General features: G+C 75.0%; 28 protein-coding genes. 11 read left to right on the top strand and 17 right to left on the bottom strand.

Annotated features, from left to right (window positions below):
* Positions 1-57: 57 nt before the first annotated feature.
* From PHK61_RS12140 to PHK61_RS12130, 3 genes are all read right to left on the bottom strand, one after another.
* Positions 58-723 carry a hypothetical protein gene (locus tag PHK61_RS12140; protein ID WP_274281233.1) on the bottom strand — a complete coding sequence of 222 codons (666 nt, stop codon included), beginning with the start codon at positions 721-723 and terminating at the stop codon, positions 58-60.
* Between the two features lie 101 nt (positions 724-824).
* Positions 825-1,283 (bottom strand): GNAT family N-acetyltransferase, encoded by a 459-nt coding sequence (locus tag PHK61_RS12135; RefSeq protein ID WP_274281232.1) that lies wholly within the window; start codon positions 1,281-1,283, stop codon positions 825-827.
* 7 nt (positions 1,284-1,290) lie between these two features.
* A complete protein-coding gene (locus PHK61_RS12130; RefSeq protein WP_274281231.1) occupies positions 1,291-2,463 on the bottom strand; it encodes a uroporphyrinogen decarboxylase/cobalamine-independent methonine synthase family protein in 1,173 nt (390 codons plus the stop codon).
* Between the two features lie 134 nt (positions 2,464-2,597).
* Between PHK61_RS12130 and PHK61_RS12125 the strand changes: the two genes are divergently transcribed.
* Positions 2,598-2,870, top strand: coding sequence for a hypothetical protein (locus PHK61_RS12125; RefSeq protein ID WP_274281230.1), 273 nt, complete (start codon positions 2,598-2,600; stop codon positions 2,868-2,870).
* Between the two features lie 12 nt (positions 2,871-2,882).
* Here the strand turns inward: PHK61_RS12125 and PHK61_RS12120 are convergent, their stop codons facing one another.
* The 3 genes from PHK61_RS12120 to PHK61_RS12110 form a co-directional block, all read right to left on the bottom strand.
* On the bottom strand, positions 2,883-3,035 hold the full coding sequence (locus PHK61_RS12120; protein ID WP_274281229.1) for a CsbD family protein: 153 nt from the start codon (positions 3,033-3,035) through the stop codon (positions 2,883-2,885).
* 90 nt (positions 3,036-3,125) lie between these two features.
* A complete protein-coding gene (locus PHK61_RS12115) occupies positions 3,126-3,992 on the bottom strand; it encodes an MBL fold metallo-hydrolase (protein ID WP_274281228.1) in 867 nt (288 codons plus the stop codon).
* Positions 3,993-4,124: 132 nt separating this feature from the next.
* Positions 4,125-4,955, bottom strand: a complete 831-nt coding sequence (locus PHK61_RS12110; protein WP_274281313.1) for a bile acid:sodium symporter family protein — start codon at positions 4,953-4,955, stop codon at positions 4,125-4,127.
* A 231-nt stretch (positions 4,956-5,186) separates the two neighbouring features.
* Here PHK61_RS12110 and PHK61_RS12105 point away from each other — a divergent pair, with 231 nt between their 5' ends.
* Positions 5,187-6,026 (top strand): helix-turn-helix transcriptional regulator, encoded by an 840-nt coding sequence (locus PHK61_RS12105; RefSeq protein ID WP_274281227.1) that lies wholly within the window; start codon positions 5,187-5,189, stop codon positions 6,024-6,026.
* Between the two features lie 35 nt (positions 6,027-6,061).
* The gene (locus PHK61_RS12100) at positions 6,062-7,108 is read left to right on the top strand and encodes a DUF2332 domain-containing protein (protein ID WP_274281226.1); all 1,047 of its coding nucleotides are present in this window, start codon (positions 6,062-6,064) and stop codon (positions 7,106-7,108) included.
* Between the two features lie 54 nt (positions 7,109-7,162).
* Here PHK61_RS12100 and PHK61_RS12095 read toward each other — a convergent pair whose 3' ends face one another.
* Both PHK61_RS12095 and PHK61_RS12090 read right to left on the bottom strand, forming a co-directional pair.
* Complete coding sequence (locus PHK61_RS12095; protein ID WP_274281225.1) at positions 7,163-8,491, bottom strand: glycosyltransferase family 4 protein; 1,329 nt, start codon at positions 8,489-8,491, stop codon at positions 7,163-7,165.
* 112 nt (positions 8,492-8,603) lie between these two features.
* Positions 8,604-9,935 carry an MFS transporter gene (locus tag PHK61_RS12090; RefSeq protein WP_420791386.1) on the bottom strand — a complete coding sequence of 444 codons (1,332 nt, stop codon included), beginning with the start codon at positions 9,933-9,935 and terminating at the stop codon, positions 8,604-8,606.
* 213 nt (positions 9,936-10,148) lie between these two features.
* On the opposite strand from PHK61_RS12090, the gene PHK61_RS12085 reads away from it, so the two are divergent.
* Positions 10,149-11,747 carry an AMP-binding protein gene (locus PHK61_RS12085; RefSeq protein ID WP_274281223.1) on the top strand — a complete coding sequence of 533 codons (1,599 nt, stop codon included), beginning with the start codon at positions 10,149-10,151 and terminating at the stop codon, positions 11,745-11,747.
* A gap of 32 nt (positions 11,748-11,779) precedes the next feature.
* Here PHK61_RS12085 and PHK61_RS12080 read toward each other — a convergent pair whose 3' ends face one another.
* From PHK61_RS12080 to PHK61_RS12065, 4 genes are all read right to left on the bottom strand, one after another.
* Positions 11,780-12,241, bottom strand: a complete 462-nt coding sequence (locus PHK61_RS12080) for a hypothetical protein (protein ID WP_274281222.1) — start codon at positions 12,239-12,241, stop codon at positions 11,780-11,782.
* Between the two features lie 42 nt (positions 12,242-12,283).
* Positions 12,284-13,477, bottom strand: a complete 1,194-nt coding sequence (locus PHK61_RS12075) for an MFS transporter (RefSeq protein WP_274281221.1) — start codon at positions 13,475-13,477, stop codon at positions 12,284-12,286.
* An 81-nt stretch (positions 13,478-13,558) separates the two neighbouring features.
* A complete protein-coding gene (locus PHK61_RS12070; RefSeq protein WP_274281220.1) occupies positions 13,559-13,741 on the bottom strand; it encodes a DUF7455 domain-containing protein in 183 nt (60 codons plus the stop codon).
* A gap of 126 nt (positions 13,742-13,867) precedes the next feature.
* A complete protein-coding gene (locus PHK61_RS12065) occupies positions 13,868-14,509 on the bottom strand; it encodes a ribonuclease H family protein (RefSeq protein WP_274281312.1) in 642 nt (213 codons plus the stop codon).
* Positions 14,510-14,650: 141 nt separating this feature from the next.
* Between PHK61_RS12065 and PHK61_RS12060 the strand changes: the two genes are divergently transcribed.
* On the top strand, positions 14,651-15,637 hold the full coding sequence (locus tag PHK61_RS12060; protein WP_274281219.1) for a DUF389 domain-containing protein: 987 nt from the start codon (positions 14,651-14,653) through the stop codon (positions 15,635-15,637).
* Positions 15,638-15,656: 19 nt separating this feature from the next.
* Here PHK61_RS12060 and PHK61_RS12055 read toward each other — a convergent pair whose 3' ends face one another.
* On the bottom strand, positions 15,657-16,622 hold the full coding sequence (locus PHK61_RS12055; RefSeq protein ID WP_274281218.1) for a D-2-hydroxyacid dehydrogenase: 966 nt from the start codon (positions 16,620-16,622) through the stop codon (positions 15,657-15,659).
* Positions 16,623-16,682: 60 nt separating this feature from the next.
* Between PHK61_RS12055 and PHK61_RS12050 the strand changes: the two genes are divergently transcribed.
* The 3 genes from PHK61_RS12050 to PHK61_RS12040 all read left to right on the top strand — a co-directional run bounded on the left by PHK61_RS12050 (position 16,683) and on the right by PHK61_RS12040 (position 19,104).
* Positions 16,683-17,261: a TetR/AcrR family transcriptional regulator gene (locus PHK61_RS12050; RefSeq protein ID WP_274281217.1), complete on the top strand. Its 579-nt coding sequence runs from the start codon at positions 16,683-16,685 to the stop codon at positions 17,259-17,261.
* Positions 17,262-17,335: 74 nt separating this feature from the next.
* Positions 17,336-18,130 carry an aldo/keto reductase gene (locus PHK61_RS12045; protein WP_274281311.1) on the top strand — a complete coding sequence of 265 codons (795 nt, stop codon included), beginning with the start codon at positions 17,336-17,338 and terminating at the stop codon, positions 18,128-18,130.
* Positions 18,131-18,135: 5 nt separating this feature from the next.
* A complete protein-coding gene (locus tag PHK61_RS12040; protein ID WP_274281216.1) occupies positions 18,136-19,104 on the top strand; it encodes a molybdopterin-dependent oxidoreductase in 969 nt (322 codons plus the stop codon).
* Between the two features lie 3 nt (positions 19,105-19,107).
* Here PHK61_RS12040 and PHK61_RS12035 read toward each other — a convergent pair whose 3' ends face one another.
* Both PHK61_RS12035 and PHK61_RS12030 read right to left on the bottom strand, forming a co-directional pair.
* Positions 19,108-20,259: a cobalamin-independent methionine synthase II family protein gene (locus PHK61_RS12035; RefSeq protein ID WP_274281215.1), complete on the bottom strand. Its 1,152-nt coding sequence runs from the start codon at positions 20,257-20,259 to the stop codon at positions 19,108-19,110.
* A gap of 125 nt (positions 20,260-20,384) precedes the next feature.
* Positions 20,385-20,945 carry a dihydrofolate reductase family protein gene (locus PHK61_RS12030; protein WP_274281214.1) on the bottom strand — a complete coding sequence of 187 codons (561 nt, stop codon included), beginning with the start codon at positions 20,943-20,945 and terminating at the stop codon, positions 20,385-20,387.
* A 104-nt stretch (positions 20,946-21,049) separates the two neighbouring features.
* Between PHK61_RS12030 and PHK61_RS12025 the strand changes: the two genes are divergently transcribed.
* Complete coding sequence (locus tag PHK61_RS12025; RefSeq protein WP_274281213.1) at positions 21,050-21,871, top strand: LLM class F420-dependent oxidoreductase; 822 nt, start codon at positions 21,050-21,052, stop codon at positions 21,869-21,871.
* Here the strand turns inward: PHK61_RS12025 and PHK61_RS12020 are convergent.
* Positions 21,868-22,368: a MarR family winged helix-turn-helix transcriptional regulator gene (locus PHK61_RS12020; RefSeq protein WP_274281212.1), complete on the bottom strand. Its 501-nt coding sequence runs from the start codon at positions 22,366-22,368 to the stop codon at positions 21,868-21,870. The genes PHK61_RS12025 and PHK61_RS12020 overlap by 4 nt on opposite strands.
* A gap of 96 nt (positions 22,369-22,464) precedes the next feature.
* Between PHK61_RS12020 and PHK61_RS12015 the strand changes: the two genes are divergently transcribed.
* The gene (locus tag PHK61_RS12015; RefSeq protein WP_274281211.1) at positions 22,465-23,409 is read left to right on the top strand and encodes an NADP-dependent oxidoreductase; all 945 of its coding nucleotides are present in this window, start codon (positions 22,465-22,467) and stop codon (positions 23,407-23,409) included.
* Between the two features lie 3 nt (positions 23,410-23,412).
* Here PHK61_RS12015 and PHK61_RS12010 read toward each other — a convergent pair whose 3' ends face one another.
* Positions 23,413-24,417 (bottom strand): Acg family FMN-binding oxidoreductase, encoded by a 1,005-nt coding sequence (locus tag PHK61_RS12010; RefSeq protein WP_274281210.1) that lies wholly within the window; start codon positions 24,415-24,417, stop codon positions 23,413-23,415.
* A gap of 209 nt (positions 24,418-24,626) precedes the next feature.
* Between PHK61_RS12010 and PHK61_RS12005 the strand changes: the two genes are divergently transcribed.
* Positions 24,627-25,475: a universal stress protein gene (locus PHK61_RS12005; protein ID WP_274281209.1), complete on the top strand. Its 849-nt coding sequence runs from the start codon at positions 24,627-24,629 to the stop codon at positions 25,473-25,475.
* The last annotated feature ends 5 nt before the right edge of the window (positions 25,476-25,480 follow it).

Here is a 25,480-nt window from a genome sequence, read left to right as displayed (position 1 = left end):
TGTGGACCCTCACGAGTCGGGTGCCGCGCGCCATCATCCGCCGCGGGTGAAGTGCCCTCAGGGGCCCGGCGCGTCCCGGAGCTCCTCGCCGACCCGGCGCAGGTGGCGCTCGCCGGCGACGACCCGGCGCCGGGCGAACGGGCCCGGGCAGAACGGCTCGCCGTCGCGGAGCAACTGGCCCGCGCGCTCCGCGAGCCACGCCGGCTCGAGGATCTCCAGCGACCCGGCCGACGCCTCGCCCCACACCAGCCCGAGACGCTCCGCCGACGCCGTGGCCAGGCGGTCGCGGTGGTCGGGGAAGAGGTCGGAGTCGGCGCGGGCCGCCAGGAGGTCGATGTCGATCGGGGCCCGGCGCCCGTCGGCGAGGGCGACGGCGGTGCCGCCCACGTAGACGTGCAGGTGCGGACGCACCCCGTTGACGCGGGGGACGCGCTCCTCCACGACGTGCGCGAGGGCGAGACGCGCCGGCTCGGGGCCGTCGGGGCCGTGGACGAAGCCGACCGTCGCCTGCACCGCCCGCGCGGTCACCGACGCCTCGTGGTCGTGGATCTTGCGCAGGGCCGCCACGGGTGCGGCGTGGCCGGTCGACTCGAGCATCGTCATGTAGATCGCGAGCGACAGCGGCACCGGCACCACGAGGTCGATGGCGTCGTCGGGCGGAAAACCCGTGACCAGGTCGAACAACCGGTCGGGACGCACCGGCGTCTCGGACGTCGACACCATCCTGACCACCCCCGACCGTGACGGCCATCACGGTATCGGGGCCCCGGCGATTCAGCAGGCCGAACGGTTGCCCACGGCCGACGTGGCGAGCAGCTCGCCCCCTAGAGCTCCTTCTCACCGAAGAACGCGGCGATGTGGTTGCCGTTGTACGGCGGGATGGACCGGTAGCCGGCGGCGGCGAACAGCGCCCGGCTGTGCCGCTGCTCGGCCCCCGCGTCGAGGCGGACGCGGGCGTAGCCCAGCTCGCGGGCGGCGTCCTCGAGCGCGGTGAGCAGCGCGCGGCCCACACCCCGGGACCGCGCGGGCGGGACGACGTACATCCGCTTGATCTCCGCCACCTGCTCCCCGAGCGGCCGCAGCCCACCGACCGCGACGGGCACCCCGTCGTCGTAGCCCACCAGGAACCGGCCGCGCGGCGGCGCCAGCTCGTCCGGGGTGGTCACCGACCCCGGGCGCGCGGAGCGCCCGGGGTACTGGGCGTCGAGCAGCGCGTTGAGGTCGGCGAGCAGCTCCCGGCCCGGCGGGGCGTCGGCCCGCTCGGCGCGGAACTCCAGGGTCACCGGCGGCTCAGGACACCCCGAGCCGTTCGGCCGCCATCCGCGTCCCGGCGACCCGGTTGGTGATCTTCTGGAAGGCCACCTCGCGGGCGTAGTCCGGCGAGCCGTGGTTGGGCTTCTCGTCGATCGAGAAGGGGGAGAAGCCGCAGTCGTCGGTGGAGCCGATCTGCTGGCGGTCGATGAAGTCGGCGGCGCGGACGAGCCGGTCGGCGACCTCCTCGGCGCTCTCCACGCGGGGGTTGCCGGGGTTGATCACCCCGAGGTACGCCATCTGCCTCACGCCGTCGGCGTCCGTGCGCAGGTGCTCGCCGATCGACTCGTAGACCGGGTCCTTCTCCCGCTCGCTGGCGAGCTGGATGAGGAAGTAGCCGGCGTTGATCTTGAACATCTCCGGCAGCAGGTTGTTGTAGGGCACATCGGCGGAGTGCACCGAGTCGCGGTCGCCGCCGGGGCAGGTGTGGATGCCGATCTTCGTGCGCTCCTCGGGGGAGAACCGGGCCATCACGCCGTTGATGAGCTCGATGAAGTGGGGCAGCAGGCCCGCGCCGGTCCACGGGTTGCGCGGATCCTCGCGGGTGGCCAGACGGCCCTCGGTGAAGTCGACCGACACCCGGGCGGCGCCCGCGTCGAAGGCGAGGCGGATGTCCTTCTCGCACTCGTCGATGAGCTTCGCCTCGAAGTCCTCGCGGCTGTAGCCCTCCACCGGGTCGCGCAGCGGGTAGAGCAGGGCGAGCATCGACGGCGCGATGACCGCCTGCTTCATCGGCGTCCGCGTCTTGCCGATCGACTTCTTCAGCGAGTCGGCGGCGTAGTTGACGTACTCGAAGGGGCCCTTGACGAGCTTCGGCAGCTGGCGGCCGTGCCCGTCGGCGAAGATCGCGAAGAACTGCCCGCCGGGGCCGAGCGAGGGCGCGAGGCCGGTGCCGGCGAGGGTGTCGGTGATCGGGTAGGTCGCGAACGACGACCACCGCTGCTCGCCGTCGGAGATGATCGGTGCACCGGTCGCCTCGTAGCGGGCGAGGGTGTCGTCGACGGCGGCCTCCTGCTCCGCCTCGAGGGCTGCCTTGTCGATCTTGCCCTCGTCGTACGCGGCGTACGCCTCCTGGAGTTTCGCGGGCCGCGGCATCGAACCGACCGGCTCGGTCGGGATGCCGGTACTCGTACGGGGGTCGTAGTCGACCATGGCGAATGCTCCAGTTCCTCGGTGATCGGGGGAGCCTGTCGCCGACGCTATGATGTGGCCCAGATCACGTCAACGGTGCACATCATCCTCCGCGGGTGGGGACGCGGGCCCGGGACCACGGCTAGGACCGACGCGTGTGCCTGTTCATCCTGCTGCTGATCCTCGGGCCCCGCGCCGTCATCGTCGTCTGGTGGCTGCTCGCTCCCCTGACCTGGAGCGTCGCCTTCGGCGGCACGCTGCTCCTGCCGATCCTCGGCTTCCTGATCCTGCCGTGGACGACCTTGATGTACGTGCTCGTGGTGCCCGGCGGGGTCGTCGGGCTCGACTTCCTCTGGCTCGCGCTGGCGCTGTTCGCCGACATCGCGAGCCACGCCGGCGGCAACGTCTACCGTCGCCGCCGGGCGTGACCCGCGGGCGGGTCACTTCCCGCTGCGCTGCTTGACCTCACCGGCGGCCATGTCCTTCTTGCCGCTGTACTCGAGCTTCTTGTTGCCCGTGGCCTGCCCGGTGACCTCCTTCGCCTTCCCCTTCACCTGCTGCGTCCGGTTCTTGGCGGTCTTGTCGGCACTCATGTGATCGAGATGCCCCGGTCGTGCGCAACCAGTCGTCCGCAACCGGTAAAGAGGCCGGTTGCGCGGCGAAGTGACTCCGTCCGGACGTGCTCAGGACGCCGGGCGCCGCGACGTGTCCCACCCCGCGACGTGCACCTCCGCGACCTCGTTCGGCCCGACCTTCCAGCTGGGGTGGCGGTCGAAGAGCAGCGTGTCGTGGCCCGGCACGATCCGGTCGAGGTCACCGCCGAGGTGCCGGTGGATGTCGCCGTAGGTCATCAGCATCGAGTACGTGTTGCCGTTGGTGTACCCGCTCGGCCACATCTCCTCGACGTTCGAGTACCACATGACCGCGTCCCCGGCGACGACGTAGCGACCGCCGGAGGTATCCACGGAGATCCACTGCGTGCCGAAGGTGTGGCCGTCCTTCGACAGGTGGCCGCGGATGCCGGGGGCGAGCTCCTCGTCGTCGCCGACGAACAGCAGGCGGTGGTCGCGGGCGAGCTCGCCGAAGACGCGGGCGTCGTCGCGGTCGAACGACGAGGTGATCCAGCTCTCCTCGCCCAGCGGGGTGTACAGGTCGGGCAGCGCCAGGGCCTGGAGCCAGCCCTGGTACTCGTCCCACTGCACGTAGACCTGGGCGTTCGGGAACGCCCCGACGTTGTTGGCGTGGTCGAAGTGCATGTGGGTCAGGAAGATCTTCTCGATCTGCGCCGGGCGCACCCCGACCTTGTCCAGCACGGTCTCCGGCGCTTCCCAGTCGTAGAACCCGAAGCGGTGGATCCACTTGTCGGCGTGGAACCCGGCGTCGACGAGGTAGTGGTGGACCGTGCCGTCGGCGTCCTGCCCGCTGACCAGCACGTAGATCATCGGCGACGCCGAGACGCCCTCGCCGCTGTGGATGGGGACCCCGCCGAAGAACTCGCGGGGCAGGTCGACGTGGGAGAAGCAGAGCGGGCGGATCGAGTAGTCGGGCATGCGGCGGCCTCCACCGGTGCGGACGCCCCCCGTCCCGGGCCCGATCGCAGCGCGACCCGCGGGGACGGTCCAGGGCGGCGTCCGGCGGTGCTGGACACCGGAGTCGCCGCGGGACCCGGGCCGTTCCCCGGCTCAGGCGGTGACGGTCGGCTCCCGCGTCGGCGCCCGGCGCGAGAGCAGGAAGCCCACCCCCGCCGCGAGCGGGAACATGAGCACGCCGTAGACCGCCGCCGGCACCGCGAGACGCTCGTCGCCGAGCACCGTGAGCGCCACGGCGATCGCCAGCGTGCTGTTGTGGATGCCGATCTCGAAGGCCGACGCGACCGACTGCCGGTATCCGACCCGGAAGAGGCGGGGCACGAGGAAGCCCGCCCCCAGGCTGAGCAGACAGAACAGCGTGGTGACGAGGCCGACGTCGGCGAGGTAGCTGCCCAGGTCCTCCCGCTCGGCGAGCAGCGCTCCGGCGATCACGAGGACGAGGACCACCGCCGACAGGATGCGCACGGGGCGCTCGGCACGCGCCGCGACCGCCGGCGACAGGCGCCGGACCAGCATCCCGAGCACGACCGGCACCAGGACGATCGCGAACACCTGCAGGATCTTGTCGAACTGCAGCCCGACCGACGAGCCGAGCGGCGGCGCGAACCAGCCGACGGCGAGGTTGACCACCACCGGCAGCGTCACCACCGCGATCACCGAGTTGACCGCCGTGAGGGTGATGTTCAGGGCGACGTCGCCGCGGAAGAGGTGGCTGAACAGGTTGGCCGTCGTGCCGCCCGGCGAGGCCGCCAGCAGCATCATGCCGACCGCGAGCACCGGGTCGAGACCGGAGCCCACGACCAGGGCGAAGCACACCGCCGGCAGCAGCAGGATCTGCGTCGCGAGCGCGACCCCGACGGCGCGCGGCTCCCGGGCGATCCGCGCGAAGTCGCCGACGGTCAGCGAGAGCCCGAGCCCGAACATCACCACGGCCAGCGCCAGGGGCAGGCCGACCGGTGGTCAGCGCGGTGTCCATCGGCACTCCCGGGGCGTCGGTGGCGGGCGCGCCCATGGTCGGACAGGCGGGACGTTCCGGACAAGGCTCGCAGCTGCTGCTGCGCGGGCGGGCGGCCACGCACGGGGGGATCGACGGACCGTGGTTGCGGCGCCGGACAGGCGGTACGAACGAGGCACCCATCCAGAGAGGACCGCACCGTGATCGATCGGGCCGGGCTGGCGGAGTTCCTGCGGCGTCGCCGCGAGTCGCTGCAGCCCGAGGACGTCGGCCTCCCGCGCGGGCAGCGGCGCCGGACCACCGGGCTGCGGCGCGAGGAGGTGGCCGCGCTGTGCCACATGTCGACCGACTACTACGCGCGCCTCGAGCGCGAGCGCGGGCCGCAGCCCTCGGAGCAGATGATCGCCGCGATCGCGCAGGGCCTGCACCTCGCGCTCGACGAGCGCGACCACCTGTTCCGGCTCGCCGGCCAGCACCCGCCCGCGCGGGGCGCCGCGAGCGAGCACGTCAGCCCGGGCATGCTGCGCATCCTCGACCGCCTCGACGACACGCCCGCCGAGATCGTCACCGAGCTCGGCGAGACGCTGCGCCAGACCCCGCTCGGCGTCGCGCTCACCGGCGACCTCACGAGCTACACGGGGCCGTGGCGCAGCATCGGGTACCGGTGGTTCGCCGACCCGGCCACGCGGTCGCTCTACGCGCCCGAGGACCACGCGTTCCTCTCGCGCATGTGGGCCTCGGGGCTGCGCGAGGTCATCGGACGGCGCGGCCGCGCGTCGCGCGCGGGACACCTCGCCGACCTCCTGCTCGCCGACAACGAGGAGTTCCGGGCCGTGTGGGACGAGCACGAGGTCGGCATCCGCCCGCACGACGTCAAGCGCTTCGTCCACCCCGAGCTCGGGCGGCTGGACCTCACCTGCCAGTCGCTGCTCGACCCGCAGCAGGCGCAGTCGCTGCTGGTCTACACGGCGGTCCCGGGCAGCGAGAGCCACGAGAAGCTGCAGCTGCTGTCGGTGATCGGCGCGCAGGCGATGCCCTGAGACCTGGTCGGGACGAGTGCTGGTACGACTGACCCGTGGGCAGGACGCTGGCGCAGCGGTACCGGCACGCCGGTGAGGTCGAGGCCGCCGGGTTCCTCCACCAGCGCGTCGCGCTGGCCCTGAGCGAGTCCGACGAGGCGCTGCGCGCGCTCGGGACGCTGCCCGCACGCCGGCGATCGCCGGACCGGGTCCTCGCCGCGCTGCACGACCTCGCCCTCGCCGGCCGCGCCCCGGCCCTCGCGGCCGCCTACGCCGCCGGCGATCACGACGCCGCCGCGCGGGCCGCCGTCGCCACGCTGCGGGAGATGCCCGAGGCGGTCGCCGACGGCGCGGCCACCACGCCGCGCCCCGGCGAGACCGGCCGCGCCCCCGTCCTCCTCCCCGCGATCGCCGAGGCCACGCAGCGCGTCGGCGCGGCCGCCGTCGGGCTCGTCGACGTCGGGTGCTCGGCCGGGTTCGACCTCGTCGTCGACCGGGTCGGCGTCACCTACGACGGCGGGCCGACGCTGGGCGACCCGTCGTCACCGGTGCAGCGGTCGGCGTCGGTGGTGGGGGAGCGACCCCTGCCCGCGCGGGCGCTGCCCCCGGTCGTCGCCCGCATCGGGGTCGACGACGACCCGGTCGACGTCACCGACACCGACCAGGCCCGACGGCTGCGGGCCGCCGTGCCCCCGGACCACCACGAGCGGGCGGCCGCGCTCGACGCCGAGATCACCCTGGCGGGAGCGACCGGGAAGGTCCTGCTCCGCGGCGACCCCGTCGACCTGCTCCCGGACGCCCTCGCGCACGTGCCGGCGGACGCGCTGCCCGTCGTCACCACGACCTGGACCCTGTCGGCCCTCCCGCTCGAGCGCCGCCTGCGCTTCCTGCAGCGCCTCGACGCCGCGGCGACCGACCGGCCGGTGGCCTGGGTGTCGGCGGAGGGCGTCGGGGTCGCGCCGGCGGTCCCGACCCTGGGCGACCGCCCCGCCTCCGGGCACAGCATCCTCGGTCTGGTGGTCCTCGAGCACCGGGTAATGCGCGCCGAGGCCCTCGGCCGCTGCTGGTCGCGGGGCCGCATGCTGTCCTGGCTCGCGGGCTAGAGCCGCTCGGTCCGTCTCGCGTCCGCTCGCGCCGGCGCCGTGACCGGCGCGTGCTCACGTCCCCGGGAGCCGCCCCATCGACCCCCGCCGGACCGCCGCCAGGTAGACGTCGGCGACCTGGCCCGCGAGGACGTCGGGGTCGTCGGCGCGCGCGACCGCGACGTCGGCGCGGCAGCGTCCCACGGCGAGGGTGTCCGCCGCGGCGGGGGAGCGGACGACGACCGAGCGGTGGCTGCGGATCGCCCACCACCGCAGGCGGAGCAGGTGCTCCTCGCGTCCGGACCCCGACCGGTCGGCGGGCACCGGGTCGGGCAGCCACGACGCGAGGGCCACCACCGGACGCGTCGTCCAGCGCGGCACCGCCAGCGGGCCCGGCGAGGCGGTGAGCTCCTCCACGACCACGTCGGCGCGGGTGTGGCGGGCCGCGACGACCGCGGCCGCGATGTAGGACAGCAGCCGCCCGGACCGCGTCCAGCTCCGGCGCACGGGGTGGGTCCAGCGCACCATGCCCGCGCCGTGCTGCTCGATCCGGTCGTGGACGCCGGGGGACCGCGGGCTCAGCACCGTGATCTCGTGCCCGGCGGCGGCGAGGCGGCGGTGGAGCTCGGCCGCGCCGTCCGGGTCGGCGCCGGCGAGGTGCAGGACCCGCAGGGTCGGGCCCCACGGGCCGGGGCGGGCCGGTGCCGGCGGGTCCACCTCGATCGTCGCGTACGGGTCGTCCGACGCGCGTGGAGCGGGGTCGGCGCTCGGCGCCACCACGGGGTCGACGGCCAGCGCGGCGCGCGGCGTGCCGGCGCGGACGTGCCCGACGAGCAGCGGCAGCCCGGTCAGGACGACCGCGACGACGCCGACCGCGACCAGCCACGCCGGGACCGACGCCCGCGCCACGGCGAGCACGAGCAGGGCGATCCCCGCGGCGATCAGGGGCCCGCGCACCCTGCGCGGGGTCGGCGCGCCCGCGAGCGACCGGTGCCGCCACCGCACGAGGACGCCGAGCAGCCCGGCGCCGGCGAGCGCGCCGCCCGCCGCCCCGATCACCAGCCCGGTCGATCCGGTGGGCGCCAGCTCGCCGCCGATCGCGAGGCCCTGGCCGAGCAGGACACCGGCGCCCAGGAGGCCGATCACGGGCGCGACGCGGGCCCCCAGGGCGAGCAGGCGCCAGACGCCCACCGCGGTGAGACCCACGCCGGCGAGCACCACCGCGCTCCCCGCGATGACCAGCTGCGACGACGACGCCGCCGGGACGGCCGGCGCGACGAGCGCCGGCGGCACGGTCCCCACCACCACGACGACGGGCAGCAGGACCCGCAGCGCCGCGTCCGGCCGAGCCCGCGGGCGGGCACCGATCCCCACCGAGGTCCCCACCGAGGTCCCCACCGGCATGCTGTCCTCCCCGCGACGGTCCACCCGGTCGGTGAGCGAGCGTCCCTCGGTCACGCGCAGTACAGGGCAGCGGTCCGGTGAGTCCAACGAGACGGACCCCGAAGGGTGTCGGTCAGGCCGCCGCGACCGCCTCCTCGGTCCGCCGCGACGAGGTCCGGTAGGGGTCGGGGGAGAACAGCGCCGCGACGATCGTGATCAGCACCATCGCCGACATGTAGACCGCGATCCAGCCCCAGCCGCCGGTCGCGTCGAGCAGCGCGGTGGCGATCACCGGGGCGAGCCCGCCGGCGAACACGCTGGCGCCCTGCGCGCCGATCGACGCCCCGCTGTAGCGCACCTCGGGCTCGAAGAGCTCGGAGAACCACGCGGGCTGCGGCGCGTAGACCGCGGAGTTGCCGACGTTCACCGCGATGACGGTGGCGAGGATGATCCAGGGCAGCGACCGCGTGTCGAGCGCCCAGAAGTAGGGCCAGCTCATGAGCAGCAGCACCAGCGAGCCCCAGAGCACGACCGGGCGTCGCCCGAAGCGGTCGGCGGCCCAGCCGTAGAACGGGATGCTGAGCAGGCCGAGCGCCGACGACACGATCACCGCGAGCAGCAGGTCGCTGCGGGCCAGCCCGAGCACCACGGTGCCGTAGGTCAGCACGAACGTGGTGTGGATGTAGAACGTGCTGTTCTCGGCGAACCGCAGGCCCGCGGCGCGCAGCACGTTGAGCGGCTGGCGGCGCAGCACCGCGACGATCGGCTGCCGCTCGATCTTCCCGGCCGACTTGGCCTGCTCGAAGACCGGCGACTCGGCCACCCGCAGCCGGATCACGATCCCGACGGCGACCAGCACGATCGAGGCCAGGAACGGCACCCGCCAGCCCCAGGCCAGGAACGCCTCGTCGGACATCAGCGCCGACATGATCAGCAGCGAGAGGTTCGCGGTGAGCATGCCGGCCGGCACCCCGGTCTGCGGGAAGCTCCCGAAGAAGCCGCGGCGCTGCGGCGGCGCGTACTCCACCGCCATCACCGCGGCGGCGCCCCACTCGCCGCCGAGGCCGATGCCCTGCACGATCCGGAGCAGCACCAGCAGGATCGGGGCGGCGATGCCGATCGTCGCGTAGGTCGGCATCAGCCCGACGAGGAAGGTGCCGCCGCCCATCAGCACCACCGACAGGACCAGCATCGACTTGCGGCCGATCCGGTCGCCGAAGTGCGCGAAGATCACCCCACCGAACGGTCGGGCAACGAAGCCGACGCCGAACGTCGACAGGGCGAGCAGCGTGCCGGTGAGCGGGTTCGCGGTCGGGAAGAAGAGCTTCCCGAACACCAGCGCGGCCGCGGCCCCGTAGACGAAGAAGTCGAACCACTCGATGGAGGTGCCGATCAACGTCGCGCCCGCCACGCGGCGGGTCTCCTTCGCCGTCGGGACCTGCGGTGCACTCGGAGCAGGATGCATGGGTGGACCCCTGCCTTTCCGCCATGCGGAATCGGTCGCCGTGTGTGACCGACACCATACGGAGCGCTTCGCCAAATCACCAGAAGGTGCGTGGCCCGGCCGATCGAGGGCACCCGGCGCCACCGCGCGGAGCTACCGACGCCGCGCGCCTCCCCCTACCGTGAGGACGGTCACATCGCCGTGGAAGCCTCGGGGGGCGTCATGGAACCGCCGATGTTGCGTCCGGCCGCGAGCTACGACGAGCTCTGGCGTCAGGTCGACTTCGCCACGCTGGCCATCCCCGAGCGCTTCAACCTCGGGGTGGCGTGCGCCGACCGGCAGGACCCGCAGGCGCGCGCGCTCACGATCGTCGAGGCGGACCGCAGCGCGCACGACCACACGTTCGGCGAGGTCACGACGTCGTCGAACCGGCTCGCGAACGCGCTGACGGCGCTGGGCGTCGGGCGGGGTGACGTCGTCGGGCTCGTCAGCCCGGCCTCGTTCGAGACCGGCGTGGGCTTCGTCGCGATGTTCCGCATGGGCGCGATCGCGCTGCCCCTGTCCTCGCTGTTCGGGCCCGACGCGCTGCGCTACCGGCTGCGCAACGCCGGCGCGACGGCCGTGGTGACGGCGGCCGCGAACGCCGACCGGGTGCGCGAGGCGCTCGACGACGGCGGCGAGCCGGTCCCGTTGCTGGTCATCGGGGGCGAGGGGCCGGAGTCCTACGAGGACGCGCTCGCCGCGGCGTCGCCGGAGTTCACGCCGGTGGACACCGCGGCCGAGGACCCGGCGTTCCTCATCTACACCTCGGGCACGACCGGCGACCCGAAGGGCGCGCTGCACGCCCACCGGATCGTCTTCGGGCACCTGCCGGCCTTCGAGGCGGTCTACGAGTTCTTCCCGCAGGCGCACGACGTGATCTGGTCGCCGGCCGACTGGGCCTGGATCGCCGGGATCATGGACATCCTCGTGCCGGCCTGGTTCCACGGCCTGCCCGTGGTGGTCGACCGCGAGCCGGCGTTCACCGCCGAGCGGGCGGTGTGGCTGATGCGCGAGTTCGGGCTGACGCTGACCCTGCTGCCGGCCACCGCGCTGCGGATGATCCGCGCGTCGGGGATCGAGGGCGGCGGGTTCGCGTTCCGCGCCATCTGCTCGGGCGGCGAGGCCCTGGGCGCGGACCTGCTCAAGTGGAGCGAGGAGTTCTTCGGCGCGACGGTGAACGAAGGCTACGGGCAGACCGAGCTCAACGCCTGCATCGGCAACTGCGCCTCGGTCTACCCGGTCCGCCCGGGCTCGCTGGGCAAGGGCCTGCCCGGGTTCACGCCCGTCGTGCTGGACGACGACGGCGAGCCGGTGATCGACACCGTCGGCGAGCTCGCCCTCGACCGCCGCACCCCCTCGACGATGCTCGAGTACTGGCGCAACCCGGAGGCGACCGCCGCGAAGTACCGGGGCACCTGGCTGCTCACCGGCGACCTCGCCCGGCAGGACGCCGACGGCTACGTGTGGTTCGAGTCCCGCAAGGACGACGTCATCATCTCCGCCGGCTACCGGATCGGACCCGGCGAGATCGAGCAGAGCCTCGGCGGGCACGAGGCCGTCGCGATGGCCGCGGTGGTCGGGGTGCCCGACGAGCGGCGAGGGCAGGTGCCCAAGGCGTTCGTCGTGCTGCGCCCGGGCGTCACCGCGTCCGAGGAGCTGGCCGACGAGCTGCGCGCGCACGTCCGGTCGCGCCTGGCCGCCCACGAGGTGCCGGCGGCCATCGAGTTCCTCGACGAGCTGCCCCGCACCACCACCGGCAAGATCCTGCGCAGGGCGCTGCGGGAGGACTGAGGGAGGACCGAGGGAGGACTGAGGGGGGAGGACTAGGCGGTCACGCCGCGCAGGCCCACCGCGCCGCGCAGGCCGACGCACCCGACGCACCCCACGCAGTCGACACAGTCCACGCAGCCGACGCAGGCCACGCAGCGCGTGCAGTCGACGCAGGCGAGCGTGGCCAGGCACAGCCGCAGGCGCGCGCCGAGCACGGTCAGCACGCTGCCGACGACGGCGACGCTGCCGGCCGTGCCCGCGCTGCCGGCGACCGCGACGCTGCCCGCGGTGGCCGCGCTCCCGGCGACCGCGACGCTGCCCGCGGTCGCGGCACTGCCGGCGACCGCGACGCTGCCGGCGGTCCCGGCGCTGCGGGCGACGCCGACGCTGCCGACGGTCGCCACGCTGCCGGCCACCGCGACGCTGCGCGAGGTGTCGACGCTGCCGGCGACGGCGACGCTGTCCTCCGTGCCGGTGCTCGCGACCGTGCTCCCGGCGTCCTGCTCCTCGACCATGGTCAGAGGCTGCCCGGGTCCCCGGGCGCCGTCCAGGGGCGCTCAGCCGCGGCGCATCCGCAGCACCGCCCCGAGCGCGCCGACCGCCACCATCACGACGACGACCCCGCACAGGCCGACCGCGACCGGCGCGAGGCCCCAGACCTCGACCGCCACGCCGGCGAGGAGGTTCGCCACCGCGGCCGCCAGGTAGCAGTACAGGTAGATCGCGGCGAGGGTCCCGGCGTGCGTGCCCTCCGGGCTGCGGTCGAGCAGGATCCGCATGGCCCCGGCGAACGCGACCCCGAACCCGGCGCCGGCCACCACCGCGGCGACGAGGTACGCGGCGAAGCTGCCCACCGCGATCGCCGCGATGTAGCCGCCGATCCCCACGACCAGCCCGACCGCCCCGCCGGCGAGGGCCCGCATCGCGGTCGTCCGGTTCGCGGCGAGCCCGGCCACGGGCCCGACGAGGTGGTACACGGCGACCGCGAGCGCGCCGCTGAACAGGCCGTCGCCGTCGAGCACGGACACCGTCAGCGACGGGGCCAGCGCCTGGGTGAAGCCGCCGAGGACGTAGGTGCCGGCCACGAGCAGGCAGACCGCGGGGAACACCCGGCGGGCCGTCGACGGGACGCGGACCACCGGGCGCAGCGACCGCAGCGCACCCGGGCGGCCGGCGACGGTCTCGGGCAGGAACACCACCGCCACCGCGGCGGCCGTGAGCACCGCGGCGGTCACGACGAAGGCGAGGACGGGCGCATGCGCCGGCGCGAGCTGGACCGCGATCCCCGAGGTCAGCGCGCCGAGCGCGATACCGCCGGGCGGCGCGCCGCTGGTCACCGCGCCCGCGAGCCCCGGCCGCGCGGGCGGGACCAGGTCCACGACGAACGCACCCAGCGCGCTGAGCGCGAGCCCCACCGAGAGCCCCTGCACCGCCCGCCCGACGAGCAGCGGCGCCGCCGAGTCCACGGTCGCGAGGACCAGGCTCCCCGCCGCGCCCGCCAGCAGCGCCGGCACGGCCATCCAGCGGCGGCCGAGGTGGTCGGAGAGGCCGCCGCAGCAGAGCAGGGCGGCGAGCAGCGGGAGGATGTAGATCGCGAACGCGCCGGTGAGCACGACCGTCGAGAGGCCGTAGGTCTGCTGGTAGACGACGTAGAGCGGGGCGGGCACGCCGGCCGCGGCGCACGCGGCCACGAACGCGAAGGACGCCGTGGTGAAGGTGGTGGCCGAGCGGCGGGTGCTGGGGCGCAGCACCGGCTCAGACCGTCCCGCCACGCCGCATCACGCCCTCAGGGTAGTTCGCCCGGGACAATGAACGGGAGGGCGCCGGTCACCTCACGGCAGGGGCACCATCTGCGCGCCGGCCGCGGCCAGGTGCTCCTCGTGGGCCCGGCCGTGGTGGCCGCAGAACGCGAGCTCGCCACCGCCGGGGAGGATCGCGAGCGACAGGGCGCGCACCCCGCAGCGGTCGCAGTCGATCCGCGTGGCCTGCTGCGGTGCGATGACGGTGGTGGTCATGGTGCTCGCCTCCTCCGGGGGACTCTCGGGTGTGGACACGAGAGTGCTCGGACGGCGCGGTGGCGGGCAGGGTGCGCGCCCCCGGACGGCGGGGGTCAACCCGAGGATCGCTCGTGGGCGCCGCGGCTAGGTCGCGGCGACGGCCTTCGACTGCTCGACGGCGAGCCGGTCGACGAGGTCGTTCATCTCGTCGCCCGAGTGGCCCTTGGTCCACCGGAAGGACACGTCGCCGCGGTCGTTGACCAGGGTGATCAGCGGCTCCCAGAGGTCCCGGCTGACCACGGGCTTCTTCGCGCTGGTCGTCCAGCCCCGCGCGATCCAGCCCTTCCACCACCCGTCGCGGAAGCAGTTCACGACGTAGGTCGAGTCGCTGACGACGACGAGCGGGCCGTCGAGGGCGCGCACGGCCTCGAGGGCGGCGCGGATCTCCATGCGCTGGTTGGTGGTGCCGGCCTCGCCGCCGCTGTCCTGCCGTCCGTCGCGGGTGGCCCAGGCCCAGCCGCCGGGGCCGGGGTTGCCGGAGCACGCGCCGTCGGTCCAGACCTCGAGCGCGCCGTCGGCGGCGGGCATGTCCGGGCGCGCGGGCGTGGCCCTGGCCCCGGCCTTCGTGGCCTTCGTGGCCGTCGTGGCCTTCTTCGGGGCCGTGGCCGCGCCGGCCGACCCGGCGCACGTCGCGTGCGCCCAGCGCTCGCCGGCGCGCGCGATCTCCTCGCCGGGGGAGACGGGGGAGGCGCAGACCCCGCACGTGGTGGCGTACTTCGCGGTCATCGGCACCCGGCCAGGCTAGCCAGCGGGCCGCGCGGCCCTCGGCACCGCGGGGGCGGCCCAGGCGCGACGCCACCGGTCCCCGCGTCCGCTCACCTCGTGCGGGTGAGCCGGACGGGGGTGGGTGTTCCTAGCGTCGGGGCCATGCCGCTGGGGCCGGTGACGGAGGACGACCTGGACCGCGTCACCGGCAAGCTCTTCCTCACCGACCGCTCCGGGCTGTCGGCCTTCTGGGTGCTGCTCACGCTGGCCGCGGTGATCGCGAGCGCCGGGGTCGTGGCCGACTCCACCGCCACCGTCATCGGCGCGATGATCGTCGCCCCGCTGATGACCCCGATCCTGGGCACCGCGCTGGCGCTGGTGCTGGCCGACCGGCGGATGGTGCTCCTGAGCGTCGCCCTCGTCCTCGGCGGCGCGGTCGTGGTGGTGGTGATCGGGTTCCTCTCGGGACTGCTGAGCCCGGTCCCCGAGGTCGCGGCGACCAACTCGCAGGTCGCCTCGCGGGTGGCGCCGAAGGTGGTGGACCTCGTCTCGGCGCTGGCCACCGGCGCGGTCGGCGCGTTCGCCCTCGTGCGGTCCGACGTGTCGGACACGCTGCCCGGGGTGGCGATCGCGATCTCGCTGGTGCCGCCGCTGGCGGTCGTGGGGCTCACGCTGGAGTCCGGGGCGCCCGACCAGGCCGCCGGGGCGCTGCTGCTCTTCGTCACCAACGTCGCCGCGATCATCGCCACCGGGACGGCGGTCCTCCTCGGCTACCGGGTGCGGGCCGGCGCCGTCGCGGCCGGTCGGCCGGTCGGCCGGTTCCGTCCCGCCACGGTGATCGTCGTCGGGGCGCTGCTCGTGGCGGTCGCGGTCCCGCTCGGCGTCGGGAGCTACCAGACCTTCCAGGGGCAGCGGGTGATCGCCGCCGCGCAGCCGGCGGTGGCGCAGTGGGCCGGGGCGCGCTCGTGGCAGGTCGTCGACCTGACCTGGAGCCAGGGGGTGCTGCAGGTGGTCGCGGCCGGCCCGCCCCCGGCCGCCGACGCTGCCGCACTGCGCAGCGCCCTCGACGGCGCCGGTCTCGCCGACGTCCCCGTGCGGCTGCAGGAGGTGCTCGGGGGCACGCGGGAACTGCCGGCGACGGCGCCCTGACCGGCCCCGCCCGGGCCATCTAGGACGTCGCCACGTAGCCGGCCTGCTTGTCGACGACGTTCTCCAGCGGCGCGCCCGCCTCGTAGCGCGCGAGGAGGTCGAGGAACTGTCGGCACAGGTCGTCCTCGAAGCCGCGGTAGTCGCCGGAGACGTGCGGGGTGACGATCACGCCGGGCAGCGTCCACAGCGCGCTGTCGCGGGGGAGCGGCTCCTCGGCGAACACGTCGAGCGCGGCGCCGGCGATCCGCCCGGTCCGCAGCGCCTCCACGAGCTCGGGCTCGACGACCGTGCTGCCGCGCCCGACGTTCACGAACCGGGCCGTGGACCGCATGGCGGCGAACTCCGCGGCGCCGAAGTAGCCCTCGGTGTCGGGGGTGTCGGGCAGGACCGCGACGACCCAGTCGGCCTGCCCGACCAGCGCGAACCGGTCGTCGCGCCCGTGGACGCGCCCGAACACGGTGTCGGTGTCGCGGGCGGTGCGCCCGACCCCGTGGACGGTCACGCCCGCGGCGGCGAGGAGCTCGCCGACCCGCCGGCCGATCCCGCCGACGCCGAACACCACCGCGGTCGTGCCGTCGAGGCGCTCGGAGTGCCGGTAGGTCCACCGCCCGGCGCGCTGCTCCTCCAGGGCCTCGGGCAGGCGCAGGACGAAGGCCAGCACCGTGCCGAGCACGTACTCGGCCATCGCGCGGTCGAAGACGCCGCGGGCGTTGGTGAGCACGACGTCGCTCGCCACCAGCTCCGGGAAGAGCGCCGGCCGCACCCCCGCCCCGCACCAGTGCACCCAGCGCAGGCGGTGCGCGAGCGGCCAGTGCCGCGCGAGCCCGGAGCCGCGGAAGGTCCAGCTGACGAACACCTCCGCGGTGGGGAGGTGCCGGGCGAGCGCCGCGTCGTCGGGCGCGAAGGCGATGTCGTGGCGCCCGGCCATGCCGGCGAGCTCGGGCACGTCGTCGAACCCGGCGGCGCCGCCGATCACGATCTGCACGGCCGCGAGGCTAGCCAGCGTGCGGTTGACAGTGTTGAGACGACCGGTCATCTTGGAGGCGTGCCGCAGAGGAGCCACCGCGCCGCGATCGTGGAGAACGCCGAGGCGTTGCTGCGTCGCAAGGGACTGGTGGCCGCCAGCGTCGGCGACATCACCCGGGCCGCCGGCGTGCCCAAGGGCTCGTTCTACAACCACTTCGAGAGCAAGGAAGCCCTGCTCGCCGAGATCGTGACGCGGTTCTGCCGGGCGACCGACCTGTCCGCCCTGGCCGGGCCGGACCCCGCCCCGGTGCGGCTGCGGGCGCACTTCGCGGCGTGCAGCGAGCGGCTCGAGACCGGCATGGAGTTCGGGTGCCTGCTCGGCACCGCGGCGGCCGAGGCGCCCACCTCACCGGGCGGGCGGGTGCAGCAGGCGGTGCGCGAGGGCCTGGAGGTCTGGACGAAGGCTGTGGCCGCGACGGTCGCCGAGGGCCAGGAGGCCGGGCAGGTCGTGGCCTCCCCGGCGGCCGAGGAGATCGCGCAGCTGCTCATCGAGACCTTCGAGGGAGCCGCCCTGCTCGCGAAGGCGACGGGGGACCACACTGCGCCGCTGCGCCACGTGGAGCTCGCCCTCGCCACCCTGACCCGTGAGAGGCGCTGACAGCCGTGGACTTCGGACCGCCCCCGACGCTGGACCGCGCCGACCTCACGGTGACGCTCAACAACGGCGTGCGGATGCCCCAGCTCGGCTTCGGGGTGTCCGAGGCCCGTGACGCCGAGGCCTCGGTGTCCGAGGCGCTCGCCCAGGGCTACCGCAGCATCGACACCGCCGCGGTCTACGGCAACGAGGAGGGCGTCGGCCGCGCCATCGCCGCCTCCGGCATCGCGCGCGAGGACCTGTTCGTCACCACCAAGGTGTGGAACGGCCACCAGGGCTGCGAGCACGCGCTGGACTGCGCGGCCGCGAGCCTCGAGCGCCTCGGGCTCGACCACGTCGACCTCTACCTCGTGCACTGGCCCACCGACGCGTTCGCCGAGTGCGTGCAGACGTGGTCGGGCATGGAGCAGCTGTACGACGAGGGGCGGGCCCGGGCGGTCGGGGTGTCGAACTTCCGGGCCGGGCACCTGGAGCGGATCCTCGTGCTGGGCGGCACGGTGCCGGCGGTCAACCAGATCGAGCTGCACCCGCACCTCCAGCAGCACGAGATGCGCGCGCTGCACGACGCGCACGGCATCCGCACCGAGGCCTGGAGCCCGCTGGGCCGGGGCTCGGTGCTGCAGGAGCCCGTGCTGGGGCGCATCGCCGAGCGCCTCGACGCGACCCCCGCGCAGGTGGTGCTGCGCTGGCACCTGGCCCGGGGCCACATCGTCATCCCGAAGTCGGACACCCCGCAGCGCATCGCCGAGAACCGTGCGGCCGCCGACCTCGACCTCACCGACGACGACCTCGCCGCGATCGCCGCGCTGCACGTCCCCGACGAGGCCGGGCGGATCGGGCCGGTCCCCGACGACCCCGGCGCGACGGGCTGATCCCGGTGCCCGCGCCGCGCATGGACCCCGCGTCGACGACGAAGTGGATCCCCGGACCCGAGCGCCTCGACGCGCGGGTCACCGGCGTCGACGACGTCTACGTGATCGGGCACTTCGGCATCGCCCACGTCGACCCCGCGACCTGGCGGCTGCGGGTCGGCGGCGACGTCGCGACCCCGCTCGAGCTCGACCTGCCCGCGCTGCGCGCGATGCCCGCGGTCGACGTGCCGGCCGTGCTCGAGTGCTTCGGCAACCCGCTCGAGCCGGGCGTGTTCGTGCGCCGGGCCGCGAACGTGGTGTGGCACGGCGTCCCCGTCGCGGCGCTGCTCGAGGCCGCGGGCGCGGCGCCGTCCTCGGCGCTGTGGGCGACCGGGTCCGACGCCGGGGTCTTCGCCGGCACCGCGTGCACGGAGTACCGCAAGGACGTCCCGCTCGCGGTCGCCCGCGAGCGCGCCGTCGTGGCGCTGGGCATGAACGGCGCGCCACTGACCGATGAGCACGGGGCGCCCGCGCGGTTCGTGGTGCCCGGGTACTTCGGCACCAACAACGTCAAGTGGCTCCGGGAGCTCACCGTCGCCGACCGGCGTCCCGAGCACCTGTTCACCACCCGCCTCTACCAGCGCACGCTGCCGGGCGACCCGGGGCCGCAGCCGGTGCGCGACCTCGACGTCACCAGCGTGGTCACCACCCCGCCCGACGGCGCCCGGACCGGCGCCGACGTCACGGTCACCGGGTGGGCGTGGGGCGCGCACCCGGTGACGTCGGTCGAGGTCGCGGTGGACGGGCGGTGGCGCACGGCGGTCCTCGAGCCGCGGGGCGAGCACCGCACGTGGCAGCGCTTCGCCCTCGACGTCACCCTCGCCCCGGGAGAGCACGTGCTCGCCGCGCGGGCCACCGACGCGGCGGGCCGTGTCCAACCGGCCGACGGCGCGCGCAACGCCGTGCACGCGGTGGCGGTCGTCGCGGATCGCTGACCGTCAGAGCCGCTGCTCGGCGAGCCGGGCGCCCGCCACGAGGGCCTCGAGCTTGGCCCACTGGATGCTGGGGTGCACGCGGCGCACGAGCGGGCCCTGCGCGAACCCGCAGTCGCTGCTGGCCACGACGCGCTCGGGGCCGACGAGCCGCGCCAGCCGGACGATGCGCTCGGCGACCAGCTCGGGGTGCTCGACGACGTTGGTCGCGTGGCTGATCAGGCCCGGCATCAGCACCTTGTCGTCGGGCAGCGCGACGTCCTCCCAGACGCGCCACTCGTGCTCGTGGCGCGGGCTGGCCTGCTCGAGCGAGTAGGTGCGCACGGGCACCCGCAGGATCAGGTCGACGATGTCGCGCAGGGGCACGTCGCCGACGTGCGGCGCGTTCCAGCTGCCCCAGCAGACGTGGTAGCGGGCGCGCTCGGCGGGGATGCCGTCGAGCGCGCGCACGAGCGCCTCGGTGCGCAGCTCGGCCCAGGGCCGGTAGGCGGCGAGGTCGCCGCGCATCGTGTCGTAGGCGATGGCGAAGTGCGCGTCGTCGATCTGCACGACGAGCCCGGCGTCGACCACCGCGCGGTACTCCTCGTTGAGCGCGTCCGCGACGGCGAACAGCAGCTCCTCGTCGGTGGCGTAGTGGTCGTGGGTGGGGCGGGGCACCGCGCTGGCCGGGGCCACGACGGGCAGGAAGCCCTCGGCCGGGGTGCCCTGCAGGGCGGCGGTGAGGTTCGCGATGTCGCGGCCGACCGCGTCGGCGCCGGTGTAGTGCACCGGGCCCGTCGCGCGCCACTCGCCGCCGCCCCCGACGAACCCCTGGCCCGCCTCGTACTCGGCGTAGAACTCGCCGAAGAGGTGCTTGTCGGTGCCGGGCGGCACGTTCGAGCGGCCGCCCGTGGGATCGGCCGCCGCCGTGGCGGTGAAGCCGCCCAGGCGCTCTCGGATGTAGCGCGACCAGCTGTCGGACTTGCCGTACTCGCCGTCGCTGACCACGTCGAGCCCGATCTCCACCTGGCGCCGGACGACCTCGGCGACCGCCGCGGTGAGGACCGCGGCGTGCCGGTCGGGGTCCACCGGCTCGCCGTACTCGCGGGCGCGCACGACCTCGACCAGCTCGGGGGTGCGGACGAGGCTGCCCACGTGGGTCGTGCGGATGCGGGTCACGGGCGCTCCGTTCTCGACGCGCGGCGGGGTCGCCGCGTGGCTGACATCGATACCGGTTCGGGCCCGCTCCGGCGACGGGCCGCCGACCGGTCCCGCCGGCTCGTGCCCGGTGTGCGCCGCGCGTCTCAGCCGGCCGGCGGCCCGTCGATGACCGTCGGGACGTACTCGAGCAGCTGGAGCCGGCCGTCGAACAGGCGGCTCTCGACCAGCTCGAGGGCGATGTCGGGGTAGTGGTCGAAGACCCGCTCGCGGCCGGTGACGCCGGTGATCACGGGGAAGACGACGACCCGGAACCGGTCCACCAGGCCGGCGCCGAGCAGGGCCCGGGTGAGCGCGAGGCTCCCGACGGTGTGCAGCGGCCGCGGGTGGTCCTGCTTCATGGCGCGCACGGCCTCGACGGGGTCGGTGGCGACCAGCTCGGTGTTCGCCCAGGTCAGCGGCGTGGACAGCGTCGAGGAGAACACGACCTTGGGCTGCGCGGTCATGCTCGCGAGCTCGTCGGGCATCTCGGCGGCGAACCCCGACATCAGGCGGTAGGTCCGCGCCCCGAGCAGGGCCGTGTGCTGCGGCTGGTCGTCGAGCCAGCCGAGGTACTCCGGCCCCTCCAGTCCCCAGAAGCCGGGCCAGCCCTCGCCGCTGCCGTAGCCGTCGAGCGAGATGATGAAGTCGACCATGAGGGTCTGCATGGGACGTCCTCCCGTCGCTGTTGGTCCTAGAACAGTACTCAACTGAGGAGTTGAACGGCAAGTCGCGGTAGCCGGTCCGTTCGGTTGTGCGCGATCATGCCGGCGTGAAGTACGGGGTCGTGCTGTTCGCCACCGACGAGACCATCGCTCCGGCCGTGCTGGGGCCCGCGCTCGAGGAGCGGGGGTTCGACGCGCTGTTCGTCCCCGAGCACTCGCACATCCCGGTGCGGCGCGAGAGTCCCGCCCCCGACGGCGGCGACCTGCCGCGGCACTTCCTGCGCACGATCGACGTCTTCGTGACGCTCGCGGTGGTCGCCGCGACGACCACCCGGCTCGGGCTCGGTACCGGGGTCGCGCTGCCCGCCGAGCGCGACGTCATCCACACCGCGAAGCAGGTCGCGAGCCTCGACCTGGTCTCCGGCGGGCGCGCGCTGTTCGGGGTCGGCGTCGGCTGGAACCGCGAGGAGGCCGCCGACCACGGCATCGACCCGCGCAGGCGCGGCAAGGTGCTCGACGAGAAGCTCGCCGCGATGGCCCGCATCTGGACCGAGGAGCAGGCCGAGTTCCACGGCGAGTACGTCGACTTCGACCCGATGTGGTGCTGGCCCAAGCCCGTGCAGAGCCCGCACCCGCCGATCTACGTCGGCGGGGAGAGCGACGCCGCGCTGCGGCGCCTGCGCGACCACGGGGACGCCTGGCTGCGCGACCGCTTCGACCTCGAGACGTTCCGCCGGGTCCGGTCGTGGCTCGCCGACGAGGGGCGCCCCGACGTCCCGTTCACGGCCTTCGGCGCCGACCCCGACACCTTCGACCCCACCGGTCTCGACGAGGTCGGCGTCGACCGCGTCGCCTTCTGGGTGGACCCGGTCGCCGAGCGCGACGTCCTGCACCGCCTGGACGCGATCGCGGAGCGCTGGGTGCGCTAGGTGCCCCGCCGGCGCCGCGGCGTCGCGGACCGGGGCGCGGAGGCGCGCATGTGGTCGCGCACCGGGGTCAGGAGGCGGGCGAGGGTGCGGGCGTCGTCGCGCGAGAGCGGGTCGAAGAGCATCCGGCCGACGACCGCCTCGTGGCCGGGGAGCACCTGGCCGATCAGTGCGCGTCCTGCCTCGGTGACGGAGACCGTGACGCCCCGCTCGTCGTCGGGGGAGGGTGCGCGGGTGATCAGGCCCGCCTTCTCGAGCAGGCCGGCCTGGTAGGTCAGCCCGCTGCGGCTGTGCACGATCGCGTCGGCCAGGTCGGTCATGCGGTGGCTGCCCGTGGGCGACTGGTCGAGGCGCATCAGGACCTGGAACTGCACGAACGTCAGGTCGCCGTCCTCGCGCAGCTGCTGGTCGATCGCGTGGCGCAGCAGGCCGGACACCTCGATGAGGGCGAAGTAGGCGCCGAGCTGCACGGGATCGACGGAGTGCGTCGGGTCGGGCATGGACCGAGTCTACTTGCTTCGAAATCGAAGCACGTCTAGCGTCGGGTCCAGTGCTTCGAGTTGGAAGCATCTGGTGATCGAGAGCGAGGCCCCCCGATGAAGGCGATCCGGTTCCACGAGTTCGGCGAGGCCGACGTCCTGCGCCACGAGGAGGTGGACCGTCCGGATCCCGGCGCCGGCGAGGTCCGGCTGCGGGTCGCCGCGACGACGGTCAACCTCGTCGACGACGGCATCCGCGGCGGCTGGCTCCAGGGCCCCTTCCCGGTGACGCTGCCGCACATCCCCGGCATCGAGGTCGCCGGCACGGTCGACGCGCTCGGCGCCGGGGTGGACGGCCTCGCGGTCGGCGACGCGGTCGTCGGCTTCCTGCCGATGGTGCCCGACGGCGCCGCCGCGGAGTACGCGATCGCGCCGGCCGAGGTCCTGGCCGCGGCGCCCACGAGCATCCCCCTGCCCGACGCGGCCGCGCTGCCGATGGTGGGGCTCACCGCGTGGCAGGCGTTGCTCGACGACGCGAAGCTGACCGCCGGGCAGCGCGTGCTGATCAACGGGGCGAGCGGCGGCGTGGGCGGCTACGCCGTGCAGCTCGCGAAGCACGCCGGGGCGTACGTCATCGCCACCGGCACCCCCCGCAGCCGGGAGCGGCTGACGTCGGCCGGTGCCGACGAGGTCGTCGACCACACGGCCACCGACGTGGTGGCCGCGGTGGGGGAGCCCGTCGACGTCCTGCTCAACCTCGCCACGATCACCCCGGAGCAGCTCGCCGCGCTCGTCGCCCTGGTCCGTGACGGCGGCGTCGTCGTCAACACGGTGCCGCGGACGCCGGCGCCCGCCGACGAGGCCCGCGGCGTGCGCGCCGTCGACGTCTTCGTCCGCAGCGACGCCGACGAGCTGGCGCGGCTCGTGGCGATGGTCGACCGCGGCGAGCTGCGGGTCCACGTCGACCGGCGGGTCCCGCTGGCGGAGCTGGCGGCGGTGCACGCGGAGGCGTCCGCGGGCACGCTGCGCGGCAGGGTCGTCGTCGTCCCGGAGGCGTCCTGACGCTCACCCCGTCTCGCTCAGGACCTCCGCGAGGGGGCGCCGCGGTGTCGGGACCAGGGGCGGGCTCAGCGGGTCCGGGCGGCCGAGGCGCAGCACGCAGACCGGCGGCCGGTGCGCCCCCACGACCCGGTGGCGCACGCGCTCCCGCGTCTCCGGAACCTCGAGGACCTGCGTGATCGGCGTGGTCCCGAGCCCCTGGGCCGTGGCCTCGAGCAGGATCGCGCTGAGGGCCTCGCCGGCCCGCAGCACCGACACAGGGCTCTCGTCGACCGCGGTGAGCACCGCCAGCACCGACGCGTCGTCGTGGTCCGCGCCGCCGCGCGGCTGGCGCAGCGTGCCGCGCGGGAACCAGCGCAGCACGAGGTCGCGGTAGTCCGGCGGGGGTCCGTCGAGACGGGCGCTCGCCGGGATGCCGTCGTGGCCGCCGGCGTAGCGGTGGGTCCACCGGTCCAGCTCGGCGACGTAGCCCTCGTGGGTGGGCTGCCGTTCCGCGGCCTCGCGCATGGCGTCCGCGACCACGGCGCGGTGGCCGCCGTAGGCGAGGTGGAGGACCCCGCCGAAGGGCCGCGCCGCGTCGTCGAGCTCCTGCAGGGCGGTGACGGGGACCGAGCCCCCGGAGAACCGGCGACGGTCGGTGTGGCGCCGGTCGATCGCGGCCGCGTGCCGGAGGGTCCACGGCCCTGGGCCGTCGGTCGCTGGCCGGATCCGCACGCGGGCGAGCGGGCGGCCCGAGGGGTCCTCGGGCTGGTGGCGGACGTCGGCGTGCCACCCCCGGGCGCCGAGCGCGACCCGCAGGTGGTGCAGGGCGGCACCGCAGCCGAGCAGCACGCCGTGGCCCCGCTCGTCGGTGAAGGGCAGCCGACGCGTCGGGTCGACGTGGAGATCGAGGTGGTCGGGCCCGAGGACCCACCGCCAGGGCTGCGCGTTGTGCTCCGAGGGTGCCCGCAGCGCGCGGGCCACCGCGTCGCGCAGCGCGGCGCGCTCCGTACCGACCGTAGGGGTGCCCACCGCGCGTCCTCCGTGACTGGTCCTCGTCCCCCCGGGAGGAGTCCAGTCCGTCCCGCGCGCCGGGACGAGGTCCGCAGGTCCCGTCCGGCGTCGCCGGAGGTCCCGGGGCGGGTCCGGGTCGTTCGGCCCTGGGGCTCGGTCCGCCTCCGGGACGACCATGGGGAGACCACGGAGGAGGTGGCCATGTCCCGGGTCCTGGAGGTCGTCGCGTGACCGGCGAGGGAGAGGAGCCCGTCGTCGTCGGCGTGCCCCTCCACGGTCTGGGCGAGGCGGCGGTGCGGTGGGCGGCGTCCGAGGCGCGCGACCGCGGCGTCGGTCTGCGGCTGGTGCACGCGCTGACGATCCCGGTCGGGAGCTACCCGGGCCGGGCCGTGGTCGGTGTCGACGTCCGTCAGGGCCTGGTCGGGCTGGCCCGCGGCGAGCTCGCCGCCATGGCCGCGGTCGCGCGAAAAACCGCTCCCGGGCTCGCGGTCGAGGAGGCCGTGGTGGAGGGCGACGTGATCGGGGTGCTGCGGGCCCAGGCCCCGGCGGCGTCGGTGCTCGTCGTCGGCACGGACGGGTTCGGGCTGATCGGCGAGCTCACCCTGGGCGGCGTCGCCCGCGGTCTCGTCGGCCACGTCGACGTGCCGGTGGCCGTCGTGCCCTCGACCTCCACTGCCACCTCGACCGCGACGCGCGGCGACGTCGTGGTGGTCGGCGACGACGGCACGGCGGGCTGCCGCGGTGCCCTGCGCTTCGCCGCGCAGCGGGCCGCGGCGCGCGGGGCCCCGCTGGTCGTGGTGCGCGCCGGTCCGGATGCCCGCCTGCTCTCGGACGTGCTCCCGGACGTCGGTCCCGCGCGTCCGGCGACGCTGCAGGTCGTGCTCGCCGAGGACCGGGCCGACCGGGTGCTCGCCGACCAGGCGCGCGACGCCGGGCTCGTCGTGCTCGGGGTGGGGGAGCACGGCTGGCGCCACCCCCGCCACAGCACCCGCCGCGGCCTCGCCGCGCACGCCCGGTGCCCCGTGATCGTCGTGCCGCCGGACCCGCGGGACGCGCGGGTGGCCGAGCAGGGCTGAGGGGC

The organism is Actinomycetospora lutea, assembly GCF_028737205.1.
GTDB classification, from domain to species: domain Bacteria; phylum Actinomycetota; class Actinomycetes; order Mycobacteriales; family Pseudonocardiaceae; genus Actinomycetospora; species Actinomycetospora lutea.
The sequence above is the reverse complement of the archived record's forward strand: the minus strand, read 5'-3'. Positions and strand labels throughout refer to the sequence as shown.

Excerpts from the sequence above, each read along its gene's own strand:
- PHK61_RS12140 (WP_274281233.1), bottom strand. The coding sequence starts at position 723 with ATGGTGTCGACGTCCGAGACGCCGGTGCGTCCCGACCGGTTGTTCGAC.
- PHK61_RS12130 (WP_274281231.1), bottom strand. The coding sequence starts at position 2,463 with ATGGTCGACTACGACCCCCGTACGAGTACCGGCATCCCGACCGAGCCG.
- PHK61_RS12120 (WP_274281229.1), bottom strand. The coding sequence starts at position 3,035 with ATGAGTGCCGACAAGACCGCCAAGAACCGGACGCAGCAGGTGAAGGGG.
- PHK61_RS12115 (WP_274281228.1), bottom strand. The coding sequence starts at position 3,992 with ATGCCCGACTACTCGATCCGCCCGCTCTGCTTCTCCCACGTCGACCTG.
- PHK61_RS12110 (WP_274281313.1), bottom strand. The coding sequence starts at position 4,955 with ATGTTCGGGCTCGGGCTCTCGCTGACCGTCGGCGACTTCGCGCGGATC.
- PHK61_RS12095 (WP_274281225.1), bottom strand. The coding sequence starts at position 8,491 with ATGCCGGTGGGGACCTCGGTGGGGACCTCGGTGGGGATCGGTGCCCGC.
- PHK61_RS12090 (WP_420791386.1), bottom strand. The coding sequence starts at position 9,935 with ATGCATCCTGCTCCGAGTGCACCGCAGGTCCCGACGGCGAAGGAGACC.
- PHK61_RS12085 (WP_274281223.1), top strand. The coding sequence starts at position 10,149 with ATGTTGCGTCCGGCCGCGAGCTACGACGAGCTCTGGCGTCAGGTCGAC.
- PHK61_RS12080 (WP_274281222.1), bottom strand. The coding sequence starts at position 12,241 with ATGGTCGAGGAGCAGGACGCCGGGAGCACGGTCGCGAGCACCGGCACG.
- PHK61_RS12070 (WP_274281220.1), bottom strand. The coding sequence starts at position 13,741 with ATGACCACCACCGTCATCGCACCGCAGCAGGCCACGCGGATCGACTGC.
- PHK61_RS12065 (WP_274281312.1), bottom strand. The coding sequence starts at position 14,509 with ATGACCGCGAAGTACGCCACCACGTGCGGGGTCTGCGCCTCCCCCGTC.
- PHK61_RS12060 (WP_274281219.1), top strand. The coding sequence starts at position 14,651 with ATGCCGCTGGGGCCGGTGACGGAGGACGACCTGGACCGCGTCACCGGC.
- PHK61_RS12045 (WP_274281311.1), top strand. The coding sequence starts at position 17,336 with ATGCCCCAGCTCGGCTTCGGGGTGTCCGAGGCCCGTGACGCCGAGGCC.
- PHK61_RS12030 (WP_274281214.1), bottom strand. The coding sequence starts at position 20,945 with ATGCAGACCCTCATGGTCGACTTCATCATCTCGCTCGACGGCTACGGC.
- PHK61_RS12020 (WP_274281212.1), bottom strand. The coding sequence starts at position 22,368 with ATGCCCGACCCGACGCACTCCGTCGATCCCGTGCAGCTCGGCGCCTAC.
- PHK61_RS12015 (WP_274281211.1), top strand. The coding sequence starts at position 22,465 with ATGAAGGCGATCCGGTTCCACGAGTTCGGCGAGGCCGACGTCCTGCGC.